The 13,581-nt window shown below is 62.9% G+C and carries 10 protein-coding genes and 2 pseudogenes; 11 read left to right on the forward strand and 1 reads right to left on the reverse strand.

Annotated features, from left to right (window positions below):
• Nucleotides 1-821: 821 nt before the first annotated feature.
• Both KYX69_RS22095 and KYX69_RS22100 read left to right on the forward strand, forming a co-directional pair.
• On the forward strand, nucleotides 822-2,627 hold the full coding sequence (locus tag KYX69_RS22095) for a copper resistance system multicopper oxidase (RefSeq protein ID WP_029624733.1): 1,806 nt from the start codon (nucleotides 822-824) through the stop codon (nucleotides 2,625-2,627).
• Nucleotides 2,624-3,673: a copper resistance protein B gene (locus KYX69_RS22100; protein WP_164523387.1), complete on the forward strand. Its 1,050-nt coding sequence runs from the start codon at nucleotides 2,624-2,626 to the stop codon at nucleotides 3,671-3,673. The genes KYX69_RS22095 and KYX69_RS22100 overlap by 4 nt, the downstream gene beginning before the upstream one ends.
• A gap of 56 nt (nucleotides 3,674-3,729) precedes the next feature.
• Here KYX69_RS22100 and KYX69_RS22105 read toward each other — a convergent pair whose 3' ends face one another.
• The gene (locus tag KYX69_RS22105; RefSeq protein WP_126006267.1) at nucleotides 3,730-4,224 is read right to left on the reverse strand and encodes a DUF411 domain-containing protein; all 495 of its coding nucleotides are present in this window, start codon (nucleotides 4,222-4,224) and stop codon (nucleotides 3,730-3,732) included.
• Nucleotides 4,225-4,954: 730 nt separating this feature from the next.
• Between KYX69_RS22105 and KYX69_RS22110 the strand changes: the two genes are divergently transcribed.
• The 9 genes and pseudogenes from KYX69_RS22110 to KYX69_RS22150 all read left to right on the forward strand — a co-directional run bounded on the left by KYX69_RS22110 (nucleotide 4,955) and on the right by KYX69_RS22150 (nucleotide 13,461).
• A complete protein-coding gene (locus KYX69_RS22110; protein WP_126006281.1) occupies nucleotides 4,955-5,362 on the forward strand; it encodes a DUF305 domain-containing protein in 408 nt (135 codons plus the stop codon).
• Nucleotides 5,363-5,402: 40 nt separating this feature from the next.
• Nucleotides 5,403-5,828, forward strand: a complete 426-nt coding sequence (locus tag KYX69_RS22115; RefSeq protein WP_300501537.1) for a DUF411 domain-containing protein — start codon at nucleotides 5,403-5,405, stop codon at nucleotides 5,826-5,828.
• A gap of 50 nt (nucleotides 5,829-5,878) precedes the next feature.
• A complete protein-coding gene (locus tag KYX69_RS22120) occupies nucleotides 5,879-6,241 on the forward strand; it encodes a hypothetical protein (protein ID WP_300501538.1) in 363 nt (120 codons plus the stop codon).
• 88 nt (nucleotides 6,242-6,329) lie between these two features.
• Entirely contained in the window at nucleotides 6,330-6,602 is a 273-nt protein-coding gene (locus KYX69_RS22125) for a hypothetical protein (RefSeq protein ID WP_126006271.1), read from the forward strand.
• Between the two features lie 134 nt (nucleotides 6,603-6,736).
• Nucleotides 6,737-7,966, forward strand: coding sequence for a TolC family protein (locus KYX69_RS22130; RefSeq protein ID WP_126006273.1), 1,230 nt, complete (start codon nucleotides 6,737-6,739; stop codon nucleotides 7,964-7,966).
• Nucleotides 7,963-8,547: pseudogene (locus tag KYX69_RS22135) on the forward strand (efflux RND transporter periplasmic adaptor subunit); the annotation flags it as partial. The gene KYX69_RS22130 and the pseudogene KYX69_RS22135, both read left to right, overlap by 4 nt.
• Nucleotides 8,547-11,128, forward strand: a pseudogene (gene traA, locus KYX69_RS22140) (Ti-type conjugative transfer relaxase TraA); the annotation flags it as partial. The pseudogenes KYX69_RS22135 and traA, both read left to right, overlap by 1 nt.
• 1 nt (nucleotide 11,129) lies before the next feature.
• The gene (locus tag KYX69_RS22145) at nucleotides 11,130-11,843 is read left to right on the forward strand and encodes a DUF6118 family protein (protein WP_300501539.1); all 714 of its coding nucleotides are present in this window, start codon (nucleotides 11,130-11,132) and stop codon (nucleotides 11,841-11,843) included.
• Nucleotides 11,844-12,039: 196 nt separating this feature from the next.
• Nucleotides 12,040-13,461 (forward strand): acyltransferase, encoded by a 1,422-nt coding sequence (locus tag KYX69_RS22150; RefSeq protein WP_082738057.1) that lies wholly within the window; start codon nucleotides 12,040-12,042, stop codon nucleotides 13,459-13,461.
• The last annotated feature ends 120 nt before the right edge of the window (nucleotides 13,462-13,581 follow it).

Consider the following 13,581-nt stretch of genomic DNA (forward strand, 5'->3'; position numbering starts at 1 on the left):
GGCCTTGGCGGGCGATTTTACATTGGAGGATCTGGGCTTCATCTTCGTTCCTTCGTCACTACGACGAAGCCCAGATCCTCCTTAAATCACAACCTCAAATCTGTGCCATTGGTGCTGACGGCGGACATACGTAATGTTCGCAGCCCGCAGCGTGGGTCTGGGCCAGAGCCCTCTCCACGAGACAACCTCGTTGCGAGCTATCACAAATTACAAGATTTAGAGCTGGCAACGGTGCGAGATCGACGGGCTGAAGGCCTGGCTGCCCGAGCAGTAGGCACTGTCACGTTCATTGCAGCGGGTTTGCAAACGGCGATGCCAAGGGGGCCATTCCCCGGGCGCTCGCAATATCGCTAGCGGCTACTTTCCTGCCTTCATGTGGTGTCAATCTTGTGACGGACGGGCTCGGTTGCATGACCGCATGTGCAGCAACGTTGGTGGTGGCGGAAAATTCGTGTGAGCCGCGCCATCCTCCAAAAGCTGGCGCCGTAAAACTTTCTCGAAGGCCCTGATTGGTTTTTTCTGCGAGGGGATGCTCGCCCGCTGCGTATCTCTTATGTGCTCTGCCAGACACGCGATCATCATGGGAGGTTGAACGATGATGCACCCTGTTGCCGCCGTGACGCAAAAGCGGTGTGCCCGCCACGGCACTGGCGTCCAAGCTCGGCCTCAGGTGATCGGCAACCGAGCGGTACAGACCCGCGTGCCACGCACAATATGAATCATCAAATATTATCGAAGTCTGGCCGGTGCCTCTTTCGCGTCGAACCTGCTCCTGTGAGCGGACATACAAATGGGCCGCCGCGAACTCAAAAGGATTTTCTATGAACCACCTTATCGAACGACGCGATTTGCTTCGTGCAGGCGCGCTCGGCGCTGCCGGTTTAAGTCTCACCGGTCTTTTCCCCGCATGGGCACAAACCGGCTCGGCCGGACTATCGCCAAATATGCCGACACTCACCGGGCAAGATCTCCATCTTAAGGTTGACCATAGCGCTTTCGCTGTCGGGGGCCGCACCGGTCACGCCATAACAATGAACGGCGTACTGCCGGCTCCCTTGATCCGCCTCAAGGAAGGGCAGAAGGTGCGTATCAGCGTCGAGAACGCGCTTGACGAGGATACGTCGATCCACTGGCACGGCCTGATCCTGCCGTTTCAGATGGACGGAGTGCCCGGTGTGAGCTTTCCGGGTATCAAGCCGAAGACGACCTTCGTTTATGAGTTCCCGATCAAGCAGTCGGGCACGTACTGGTATCATAGCCACTCGGGTCTGCAGGAGCAGCAGGGCCACTACGGTCCGATCGTGATTGATCCCGCCGATACCGATCCGGTCGCCTATGACCGCGAGCACGTCATCGTTCTCAGCGACTGGACGTTCCTGCACCCGCATGCGCTCGTCACCAAGCTCAAACAGGAGGGAGGCTATTTCAATCGCCAGAAGCAGACCTTGGCGGGCCTGCTGCGCGACGGAGATCCTGAAGAAAAGATGTCACTGTCCGACCGTCTGATGTGGGGCAAGATGCGCATGGATCCCAGTGACATCTCGGATGTCACGGCATCGACCTATACCTACCTGATCAACGGCCATGGACCGAAAGAGAACTGGACCGGGCTATTCCGACCGGGAGAGCGCGTGCGGCTGCGCTTCATCAATGCTGCGACGATGACGATCTTCAACATTCGCATTCCAGGCCTTCCAATGACGGTGGTAAACGCTGACGGCCAAAACGTGCGTCCGGTGACCGTCGAGGAGTTCCAGATCGGCAACGCCGAAACCTACGATGTTATCATCCAGCCCACCGAAGATAGCGCTTTTACTCTCGTCGCGGAATCGATCGACCGCTCGGGCATGGGTCGCGCAACGTTCGCCCCCCGCCTGGGGATGACCGCACCGGTTCCGCCCCTGCGCCCCCGTCCAACGCTCAGCATGAAGGACATGGGCATGGGCGGGATGGACCATGGCTCAATGGCGGGCATGGACCACAGCTCGCACGGCGCTGCCGCAACGGCTGGTGCAACGGCATCGATGGCGGGAATGGATCATGGCTCATCTGGTTCGATGGGCGGCATGAATATGCGAGACAAGTCGCTGGTCCCGCCAACCGTCAAGGTTGGCGTGGGGGTCGACGCGATCGCAATGGCGCCTGTCGACCGGACCGGAGACCCAGGACTCGGGCTTGAGGACGTGGGCCATAAGGTGCTCACATATCGGGATCTGATGTCGCTCACGCCAAATCCCGACAAGCGGGCGCCTACGCGCACCGTCGAGGTTCACCTGACCGGCAACATGGAACGTTTCATGTGGTCGTTCGATGGCGAAAAGTTCAGTGAGGGCGTAGAGCCGATCCGCTTCGAGCGGAACGAACGGGCCAGGGTCGTGCTGATCAATCATAGCATGATGACACACCCCATTCACCTACATGGCCACTTCTTCGAGGTCGTAAACGGTCACACAGGAAGTCACCCGCTCAAGCACACAGTGAACGTCCTTCCTGGTGCGAAGCTCACTTTCGATCTCACCGCCGACGCGCCAGGAGACTGGGCGTTTCATTGCCATCTGCTGCTTCACATGCACGCTGGCATGTTCCGCGTCGTCACCGTCCGTCCGCTTGAAGGAGAGGCGGCATGACCCGCATCTTGATCCTGCTTAGCGCCACCGCGCTTGCATCACCGGCACTCGCACAGGCCAACAACCAACAGCATGCAGCACACTCGGCAACCGAAACACAGGCTGCGCAGACCACTCCCTCTAGCGATCCGCACGCGGGACACACCAGTGCTTCCGAACCTGCGGACGACTCCCATGCAGGACACGAGATGCAGCCCGCGCAGGAGGCACCCGATCCGCACGCTGGCCACCGCATGCCGGTGTCAGAGCCCACTTCAGGTCATACGGCGCAAGGCCACGAGCCTGGCATTCCCGACCCCCCGGTTGGCCCACCGCCCCCGGCGGCGCTCAACGGCCCTCGTAATGCAGCAGATGCGATGTTTGGGACCGGGGTGATGACCGATGCCCGAGGAATTTTGCGTCGCGAGCATGGCGACATTACCACTTACAACGTCCTGATCGATCAGATGGAAAGCCGCATCACAAAAGGCCGCGACGGCTACTTTGTCAGTGCCCAAGGATGGTATGGCGGCGACATTGACCGGTTGTGGCTGAAATCAGAGATCGAATCGGATTTCAGGGAAAAGCCCGAGCAGGCTGAGGTCCAAGCGCTCTGGAGTCATGCGCTTGACCCCTGGTTTAACCTACAAACCGGCATCCGCTATGATTTCGAGCCCAGCCCGGAACGTGCGCATCTGGTCGTCGGTATCCAAGGTCTGGCCCCTTACTGGTTCGAGGTCGATGGCGCGCTCTTTCTGTCTGATAGGGGCGATCTTACGGCTCGTTTCGAGGCCGAATACGACCAGCGCATAACACAACGGCTGATCCTTCAACCTCGGGTCGAAGTCGACTTCGCGCTGCAGGACGTGCCAGAAATCGGTGTTGGTTCTGGCTTGTCAAAAGCGGAGGTCGGGCTCCGACTGCGCTACGAGATTGTCAAGGAATTCGCGCCTTACATCGGCGTGGAATATAACGAGACTTTCGGCGATACGGCTCGCTTCGAACGCGCGGCGGGCGGGGACGTTTCGCATCTGAGTTTCGTGGTTGGCATCCGGGCCTGGTTCTGAGGCCGAAGCGGGGGAGCCGGGAGGTTCCCCCTTACCCGTATGCTCTAATCGGTATTTCAGCCGTGCCGCGCAAACACGCTCTGGCGGCCACCGGTGGTGAAAGCTATGACCTTGTAAGCGTCGCGTCGTCCGTCTGGCGTTTCCATCCCGGGTGAACCCGCGGGCATCCCAGGGACCGCCAATCCGATTATGTCAGACGGCTTCTCGCGCAGGAGCCGTGAAATGTCCGCCGCTGGCACATGTCCTTCGATGACATATCCAGCAGCCTCTGTAGTGTGACAAGACGCAAGCTCAAGCGGCACCCGCAGACGCGCTTTGACAGCGGCCATGTCCTCCGAATTGATCAGCGTGACCGTGAAGTCGCCTGTTGATTCCATCCGGTCGGCCCAAGCCGTACAACAGCCGCAATTTGGATCCTTATGTACCATGATCGGCACCCGTTTCGGCGCTGCTGCGCTGCACGCGCTGATCAACCCGCCCATCACGGCGAAAAGTCCCACCGCGCGTACGCTGCCCACAAAGTGACGACGGCTCAAGAGCAGGGTGTCCATTTAATTGTCCTTTCTAAAATGCTAGATTATGGTGGAGATGGGCACGATCAGAAGCGCCACCAAGTGATGCGGGGCTCCCGGCGGCCGGCCGGGTCGGATGCGACCCCGTATAAAAGCGGCGCAGGTATGGTTCCAAGCAGGCCGCGGGTTAACGGTCCTAAGCATGCAAGCCGTGCCACGAAAGCTCCCGGGCGTAATTGGCTAGTGAGATGGCTAACTGACCACCGACAATCCAACACCTATTCTCAGGAAGCTGTAGTTCTCGTGCGCAAGTCGACAACTTGGTCCTGAACAGACCCGAAGGCATCCAACGCAACATCCCTGGCGAAACCTTCCCTTCAGTCTCCATGATGGATATACGCGCGAAGCCTCGCCGCCCCTTGCGGAAGCGCGTTTGGGACAAGCTGATTGGCGTCTGTCCCTCGAGGGGCAGCCCGAACCTGCCGGGTAAACATCGTTGATCGGCGTCACCGATCCACACTCAATCAGGGGCTCGTTTGCCTCCTCGCCGTCTCCAAGAAGTCGGACGATGGGGTTGCCGCGCTCGGTCGAAATCTTAGTGTAAGGGCACTTGTGCTTCTCAACCAGGAAACCCGCCCCTTCGAGGCTTCAGCGGTCGCCTAGTCGTAAATCGCTCTGAAGCCCGACAACTACAAATTTTTCCCTCTATTTGATGCGACCTGCGCCTCGGCGCGTTTACGACGCGCGGGAGCATCGAAGGAGAACGATGATGAAGAAAGCTCATATCGCCACAGCTGCCCTTGTACTCGCGGCCACCATGCCTGCCCTCGCCCAAGGGAACCCACAGGGCATGGATCACAGCAAAATGAACCATGGCCAGATGAATCACTCGGCAATGGCCGAAATGATGCAGCCGACACAGGCCAACCCTTATCCGCCGGCGGAAATGAAGATGCATCGTGCCATGATGGGCGCTGTTGGTAGCGATGCGACTGAAACCTGGGTGCGTAAGATGATCGAACATCATCGCGGCGCGGTTGAGATGTCGCAGATCGTGCTACGCGACGCTCGCGACGCCAAAATCCGCGAGATGGCGACCAAGAGTTCGGCGGAGCAACGTCAAGAAATCAACGAGTTGCAGGCCTGGCTGCGCGAGCATGGCAAGCGCCCTCAATGAGAATGGTGATCACTGGAAGGCGTGAACGTTGAAGAAGCAAATGATCGCGGCGCTCGCCGCCATGTTCGTGGCAACCGCGGCGAGCGCCGCTACGCCGATTCTCGTCCACCGCGATCCCGGCTGCGGCTGTTGTGAAAAATGGGCCGAGCAGGTCCGCACGCAGTTCAAGCGGCCCGTCACCATCATCGACGACCGCTCTCGCGCGGCCTTCCAGCAGGCGCGGGGCGTCCCGCAACAGCTATCCTCCTGCCATACTGCGGTGGTCGACGGTCTGGTCTTCGAAGGCCATGTGCCGATCGCCGACATGAGGCGGCTCCTCGCGCAGCGTCCCCGCGGCGTGAGCGGCCTCGCAGTTTCAGGCATGCCTATCGGCTCGCCTGGCATGGAAGTGCCTGGTCAGCGAGCGCAGCCTTACGTCGTAATCGCATTCGGACCCTCAGGTCGGCGCGTCTTCGCTCGCCACTAAGGATAGTCTCCACTTGGTTCCGCGGTTGGTTTTCGCTAAATAGAATAGTCTTGAAACGCCTGTTTGCCTCTTTGCTCCTCGTCGGAGCTCTTCTTGGCCTCTTCGGGGCGCAGCTCGCCTATGCGTACGGCGTGCCTGTGATTACGGGCGCACCCCAAGCGGTGGCGATGGACGCCGATTGCATGGCGATGATGGCCAAGCAACAGCCCGCGCCGAAGGGAACTCCATGTAAAGGGCTTACGCTGGATTGCATCGGGGCGATGGGATGCGTCGTGCCCATCGTGCTGGGGAATGCCGTGCCGACGCCTGCGTCGCCATGGTTTCACGACCAGACCGCCTTCTGGACCACGGTCAGTGTCCTGCATGGGCACGAATATGCGCCCGAGCCGGAGCCACCTACCCTCCTTGGCTGATTGAACAATCGCGCCCGTCAGGCGTGCGGCTTCGTGTCGCGTCCGGACGCTCCGCGATTTGTCTCTATTCAGTCAAAGGAAATTCGTGATGATCAAGACATCGATTTCGGCTGCCCTGCTGGCGGTGCTCAGTCTCGCCGCGCCCGCATGGGCTGCCGACCAGAACAGTGCGCCGCAAGGGCACTGGGAATGGAAGTCCGTGCCGCAATACGGGCCGAGGGCAACTGGTCCGGCGCAGAAGCGGGTCTGGGTGGCCGACAGCGCCCAGATGGCGAACTGCGACTGCGACATGATGAAGATGAGCGCGGCCGATTGCATGAAATCCATGCATGATCACCGCATGTCGCCCTCGGCCGGCTGAACCACGGATCCCGGCCGATAAGATAGAACAGTGGCCAGGCGCGTCGCGCCGGCGCGGGCACGATCCCGCGTCGGCGCACGTTGGTTCTCACTACCTCTCATGACGGCCCGGGACCTCCGCAATGGGAGTCCTCCATGCGCATCTTCTTCGCCATCCCTGTGCTCGCGCTAACCACGAATTCCGCGCTCGCCGGGCCGCTGCGGTTCGAGGAAGCGCTCGCACGTGCCGAGGCGCAGGCCCCTTCGCTCCGGGCCAAGGCGCTGGAGGCTGGCGCCCGGCGCTCCGCCTTGCCAGCCGCCGGTCAGCTGCCCGATCCCAAACTCGGGATCGGCATCGACAACTTTCCTGTATCTGGTCCACCGGCAGGAAGCTTTGCCGACGACAGCATGACGATGGCACGGGTGGGCATCTCACAGGAGGTCCCCAATGCCGCGAAGCGCCATGCCCGCACGACACGGGCACGGACCGATCTCATCGCAGCTGAAGCCACGCTTCTGTCAGAGGCTCGCCGCGTCAAGGTTGCAACGGCACTGGCATGGATCGACCTCGCCTACGCGGAGCGCCGGCTCGACGCGCTTGATCGGGTCCTTTCTCGTCTCGCTCCCCTTCCCTCGGCCGCGAAAGCGGGCGTCAGCTCAGGCGCAGCGCGGCCGGCGCAAACACTGCAAGTCCGGCAGTCCCTTGCGGCGCTCGAAGACCGAAGGAGTGAACTCGTGGCCGAGGTGGGGCGCCAGCGCGCGCTTCTTTCACGCTGGACCGGCGAGACCGCGCCCGAGACCGCCGGCGACATTCCCGCTCTCACCATCGATGGCGCCGCCCTCCGGGCAAGTATAGCTGCTCATCCCGATCTCGGAGCCGCCCATGCCCGCGTGTCCCAAGCCAACGCAGACGTTGCCATCGCGCGTGCCGACAAACGGCCCGACTGGGGGTTCGACGTCGCCTACCAGCGCCGGGCCGATCGCTATGGCGACATGGTTTCGGCCGGCGTGACCATCAGTCTGCCCCTCTTTGCCGGCAGGCGACAGGACCCGATGATCGCCGCCAGCGCGGCAACCGCGGCTGCCGCCCTCGCCAACCAGGAGGACATGCGGCGAGCCATCCTCGCGGACCTCGAGGCCGGACTTGCCGACCATGACATGCACCACGAACAATGGGTCCGCGCACGCGATACGCTGCTACCGCTCGCGCGCAACCGAGCCGAGCTCGAGACCGCGAGCTACGCGTCGGGTCGCGCTGGGCTGCTCGACGTGATCGAGGCCCAGACCATGCTCGCCGACAGCGAGCTTCAATTGCTCGACAGGGAGGCTGAAGTCGCGCGCGACGCCGTGCGGCTCGTCCTCACCTTTGGGGGAAACAGCCAATGACATTCGACACGATCTCGCGTGCGCAGCTGGCGATTGCCGCGGCCGTGCTTGCTATTGCGGCCGGCGGGCTCGGCTATGGCCTTGCGAGCTGGCGCCATGAGGATCCACCGGCGGCAACGCCAGGGGAGCGCAAGATTCTCTACTGGTACGATCCGATGGTCCCGAGCCAGCATTTCGACAAGCCGGGCAAGTCGCCGTTCATGGATATGGAGCTTGTCCCCAAATATGCCGACGAGGCGGCGAGCGGCGAGGCGGGCGTATCGATCGACCCCGCGCGGGCGCAATCGCTTGGTCTGCGTATCGCGGAAGCGCGCACGGGCACGCTTGGCTCCGCCCTCACGGCAACCGGTACGATCGAGTTCAACGAGCGTGACGTTGCCATCGTCCAGGCACGGACCGGGGGCTTCGTCCAGCGTGTCTACGCGCTCGCGCCCGGCGATATGATCGGCAAGGGCGCACCGCTCGCCGATATCCTCGTGCCGGAATGGGCAGGCGCGCAGACGGAATATCTGGCGGTGCGGCGGATCGGCGATGCGGGCCTCAGCCGCGCCGCCCGGCAGCGTCTCCTGCTGCTTGGTATGAGTTCGTGGATCGCGGGATGGTCGCGGACCTCAACGTGCATTGAGACAAGGCGAAGGACGGCACGCCCAAGCCGCACGCGCATGTCATGCTGGCGATGCGCGACGTGGGGCCGGAGGGGTTCGGGAAGAAGAACCGGGACTGGAACAGCACCGAGCTGTTGAAGGACTGGCGCGAGGCGTGGAGCGCGCACGTCAACGAACGCATGGCCGAGCTGGGGCTGGAGGGGCGGATCGATCATCGCAGCTACGAGGCACAGGGCATCGATCTGGAGCCGCAGCACAAGATCGGGCCGGCCGCATCGCGCCGGCCGGAACAGGGACTTGAGGCCGAGCGGATCGAGGATCACGCGCGCATCGCCCGCGAGAACGGCGAGAAGATCATCGCCAACCCTAATGTCGCGCTGGACGCGATCACGCGTAGCCAAGCGACATTCACCACCCGCGACCTTGCGACGTTCGCGTTCCGGCACAGCGACGGTAAGGAGCAGTTCGACCAGGTGATGGGCGCGGTGCGTGCCAGCCCCGAGCTGGTCGCGTTGGGCAAGGACGGGCGCGACCAGGAGCGGTTCACCAGCCGCGACATGATCGCGGTGGAGGCCCGGCTTGAGCGCGCCGGCGACGAGCTGGCAGGCCGCGCCGGACATGGCGTCGCCAATCGGCAGCGTGACGCCGCGATCGGTGCGGCCGAGGAGCGGGGCCTTGTCCTGTCGGGTGAGCAGCGCGACGCCTTCGATCACGTCACCGGCGATCGGGGGCTGGCGTCGGTCGTCGGCTATGCCGGTTCGGGCAAGTCGGCGATGCTGGGCGTCGCGCGCGAGGCTTGGGAGGGGCAGGGCTACACCGTGCGCGGAGCGGCGTTGTCGGGCATCGCGGCCGAGAATCTTGAGGGCGGGTCCGGCATCCAGTCCCGCACCATCGCCAGCCTCGAACACGCATGGGGGCAGGGGCGCGAGCAGCTAGGCCCCATGGACGTGCTGGTGGTGGACGAGGCCGGCATGATCGGCTCGCGTCAGATGGAGCGTGTGTTGAGTCAGGCGCGCGACGCCGGGGCCAAGGTCGTCATAGTGGGCGACCCCGAGCAGTTGCAGGCGATCGAGGCGGGGGCGGCGTTCCGCAGCGTTACCGAGCGGCACGGCGCGGCCGAGATCACCGAGATACGCCGGCAGCGCGAGGACTGGCAGCGCGACGCCACGCGCGCGCTGGCGACCGGACGCACCGGCGAGGCAATCCATGCCTATGACCAAGGCGGCATGGTCCACGCGGCCGACACGCGTGAGGGAGCGCGGGGCGAGCTGGTCGACGGGTGGGATCGCGCGCGCCAGGCCGAGCCGGGCAAGAGCCAGATCATCCTCACCCACACCAACGCCGAGGTGCAGAGCCTCAATGGCGAGGCGCGCGACCGGTTGCGCGCATCCGGCGACCTTGGTGACGACGTGACGGTGAAAGCCGAGCGCGGCGAGCGCCGGTTCGCGACCGGCGACCGCATCATGTTCCTGCGCAACGAGCGGGGCATGGGGGTCAAGAACGGCACGCTCGCCACAATCGAGCGGGTATCGCCCGAGGGCATGGAGGTGCGCCTCGATGACGGGCGCGGGGTCGCGTTCGACACCAAGGATTATTCCCATGTCGATCATGGCTATGCGGCGACGATCCACAAATCTCAGGGTGTGACGGTCGATCGCGCCCATGTCCTCGCCACCCCCGGCATGGACCGGCACAGCGCCTATGTCGGTATGTCGCGGCATCGTGACGACGTGCAGCTTCATTATGGCCGGGATGACTTTACCGATCAGCGCCAGCTTGTCCGCGCCCTGTCGCGCGATCGGGGCAAGGACATAACGAGCGACTATGCGCGGCCCGAGCAGGACCAGGCGCGCGCGTTCGCCGATCGGCGCGAGATCCGGTTCCCGGAACTCGCGCGTCAGGTGGCGGAGAAGGTCCGCGACAAGGCGCGAGGCATGTTCGCCGGATTCCGGCCGAAGCCAGCGACCGAGAAAGCGATGTCGCCGGAGCGTGGTGAGACCGATCGCGCGCTGGCGCCCTCGCAATCCAAGGCGATCGAACGCTACGGGCGCGCGGCGGCCGACATGGACAGGATGCGCGATCAGGGGTTGCCGGTGCTGGCGCACCAGGAGAGCGCATTGCAGCGCGCCAGCGAGGCACTCGACCAGACCCGGCCCCACGCCGCGCGCGACCTCGCCAGCGCGATCGAGCGCGACCCCCGGCTCGCGCGCGACGCGGCCGAGGGGAACACCGGCGGCGCGGCGAAGGCGATGGAGACCGAGCGCCAGGTCCGCCTCGACCCGGAGAAGCGCGCGGGTCGGTTCGTGGAGCAGTGGCAGGGCATGAAGGAGGCGCGCGCCAGCATGGAGCGTGCTGGCGACCGCGCAGGCGCGGAGAAATTGGGCAAGCGCATGGAGGGCATCGCGGGCGGGTTGCACCGCGACCCGCAGCTCGAATCCGTGTTGCGCGCCCGCGCCCCGAGCTGGCGTTAAGCATGGAGCGGGGCCGGTCGATCGGGCAGGAGCTGGCGCAGTCGATCCAGCCTAGCCGCGACCGCGATCATGGCATGAGCCGGTAGGATGAGCATGGACGACGATCAGGGCAACATGGATGGCGACGCCGCAGCGGAAGCGTTCGAGGCGATGCGCGGCAAGCTGGCGTTGCTACGCCGTGCCGTGGAAGGGTTGGCGGCCGAGCGCGGCGCGATTGACGTGCCGGATTACAGCGAGACGTTAGGCGCGCTTCAGCAGGGCGTGGATACCGCGACCGGGCGGATCAACGCGATCGGCCAGATACTTGCCAAATCGCCGGCGCTGGCGATCACGCCTGAGCAGATGACGCAGCGGATCGCCGCAGCAGGCAGCGCCGCGCGGCGTGAGGATAAGGCGGCGCTCGACAAGGCCGGCGAGGACAAGGCCCGCGTCATGGCCGAGCTTCGCGCCATTGCCGGGTCCGCATGGACGCGGGCCGACCAGAAGAACCGGCAGCTATGGTTCGCCCTGGGCGGGGTAGCGGCCGGCATCCTCGTATGGGCGATTGTGCCGGGCCTTGTCGCGCGCGAGATCGCGCCGGCGAGCTGGCAATGGCCGGAGCGCATGGCGGCGCGGACGCTCGACCTTCCCCGCTGGACCGCCGGACAGCACATGATGCAGAGCGCCGACCCGGCGCAGTTCCGTGCGATCGTCGCGGCCGACAGAATCGTGACGGCTAATCGCGAAGCGATTGAAAGGTGCGTAGAAGCTGCTGCGAAAGCCCGTGAGACGGTGCGATGCACGATTAGAATCGCCCCATAGTAACCGCGTGTCTATTTTGCTAAGTAATTGATAATTATATCATCCGACCATAGCCTCACCGTAGCAGCCTTGCGCGGACCTAATCAGGAATCGGTGCATGGCTTCACGAATAGGCAATCAGCACTAAACTCAGTTAACCATACCCTAACGGTTTCAATGCGACATGTAGGTGCGCTGAAGACGCGCTGAGGTGAATATGAGCAGCATCTCCATCAACGACGTCATAGCCTTGCGGAACGACGTCCTCGACAAGAACGCGGCGCTTCGGAACGTAGCAAGCAACCCGAACTCTGTCTCCGTTTCCGGGGCTGCGAGAGGAGCGGCTTTTGACGCGGCGATGAACACCGCGCTGGGAAAGGCGGATAGCCCGAATTCCGTCTCAGGGGTGCGCGCTTTACCGTCGTATTGTCTGCATGGGGCTGAAAAAGACAGGCGCCGTGAGAGCGGCCCGACAGCGAGTTCAGAGCAGAACAGGGGGCGCGGTGACCAGATACCAGGTCAAGGCGCCTTTACGATTATGGACGCAATGCGCTGCGTGCTGGCCGTCGTGGTCGCGTTCGCGCATGCCTGGTATCTCCTCATCGAAGATTATCGCGGGCAGGCCTCGATCGCGGCCTCGGCCGGCTATTTTCTAGCCGGTTACGCTCATGCAAGCGTCATTCTATTCTTCGTGCTCAGCGGCTTCTGGATCGCGCGCAGCGTCGATGGCCGAGTGGGGGATTGGCATTGGTCGAGTTACCTGATCGACCGCCTTGCGCGATTGCTGGTCGTGCTGTTGCCGGCGCTGGCAATCGGCGGAGCGCTTGACGCGATTGGCGTCTATGTGCTCGGCTCATCGACCCACCTCGGCACAACCGACACTTATGTGCTACGCAAGGACGTCACCGGCGCACTCGATTGGCCTGTGCTGCTAGGCAATATTCTCTTCTTGCAGGGTATCGTGGTCGCGCCGTTCGGCACGAACGGACCACTTTGGAGCCTTGCGTACGAATTCTGGTTCTACATCTGGTTTCCCGCCATCGTCATTAGTTGGCGGTTACGTCGACTATCAATCTTCTTGGTCTTCATTGGCCTCGCCTGGATTTCGCCATTCATGGTGATCGGCTTTGGATGTTGGCTATGCGGCGCAGCACTTCATCGTCTGACCAAAACGCATTTGAGCGATTTTCGCCGAGTACCGATTGGCCGTATTTGGCTTGTTGTTGCGGGCGGTATATTAATTACGACTCTTGTCGTTGTGCGGATTGTCGGACTTGGGGGGCTAGAATTGGTACTGGCGGGAGCATTCACACTATTTCTATACATATTGCTCCGGAAAAATCCGCCGTCGCCGCGTTGGTTGCGGTCGTTTGCCTCTTACGGAGCGAAAGCCAGCTTTTCGCTTTATGCTCTGCACTTTCCAATCATGGCATTCGTTGCAGCGTTGCTACTGGATTCTGAGCGCTTGCCGCCCGCGGCCGACAACATTGCCCTTGTTGGCTTCACGCTCGCACTTGCGGTTGTTACCTGTGGCCTGTTTGCGTTCCTCACCGAACGGCATACCGCGCGGATACGCTCCTTCTTCTATGCCAAGCTGTTGAGTGTCCAGAAAGCGCAGGATCGCCGTTCGGTATCCTAGGGTCGGGATCTGTAATTTGCAGTTGCTCGGCGGTTGTCCCTTGAGGGTCTCAAGGATCTGTCCGCACTCGCCGGCCGATGGGTCGGTGGTGCTGTATCGGGTCTCACAAGGCCGGGCGTT

It is taken from the genome of Sphingomonas sp. (assembly GCF_030145815.1).
Lineage (GTDB): Bacteria > Pseudomonadota > Alphaproteobacteria > Sphingomonadales > Sphingomonadaceae > Sphingomonas.

Coding starts and splice junctions, on each gene's coding strand:
- KYX69_RS22095 (WP_029624733.1), top strand. CDS start 822: ATGAACCACCTTATCGAACGACGCGATTTGCTTCGTGCAGGCGCGCTC.
- KYX69_RS22100 (WP_164523387.1), top strand. CDS start 2,624: ATGACCCGCATCTTGATCCTGCTTAGCGCCACCGCGCTTGCATCACCG.
- KYX69_RS22105 (WP_126006267.1), bottom strand. CDS start 4,224: ATGGACACCCTGCTCTTGAGCCGTCGTCACTTTGTGGGCAGCGTACGC.
- KYX69_RS22110 (WP_126006281.1), top strand. CDS start 4,955: ATGAAGAAAGCTCATATCGCCACAGCTGCCCTTGTACTCGCGGCCACC.
- KYX69_RS22115 (WP_300501537.1), top strand. CDS start 5,403: ATGATCGCGGCGCTCGCCGCCATGTTCGTGGCAACCGCGGCGAGCGCC.
- KYX69_RS22125 (WP_126006271.1), top strand. CDS start 6,330: ATGATCAAGACATCGATTTCGGCTGCCCTGCTGGCGGTGCTCAGTCTC.
- KYX69_RS22130 (WP_126006273.1), top strand. CDS start 6,737: ATGCGCATCTTCTTCGCCATCCCTGTGCTCGCGCTAACCACGAATTCC.
- KYX69_RS22145 (WP_300501539.1), top strand. CDS start 11,130: ATGAGCATGGACGACGATCAGGGCAACATGGATGGCGACGCCGCAGCG.
- KYX69_RS22150 (WP_082738057.1), top strand. CDS start 12,040: ATGAGCAGCATCTCCATCAACGACGTCATAGCCTTGCGGAACGACGTC.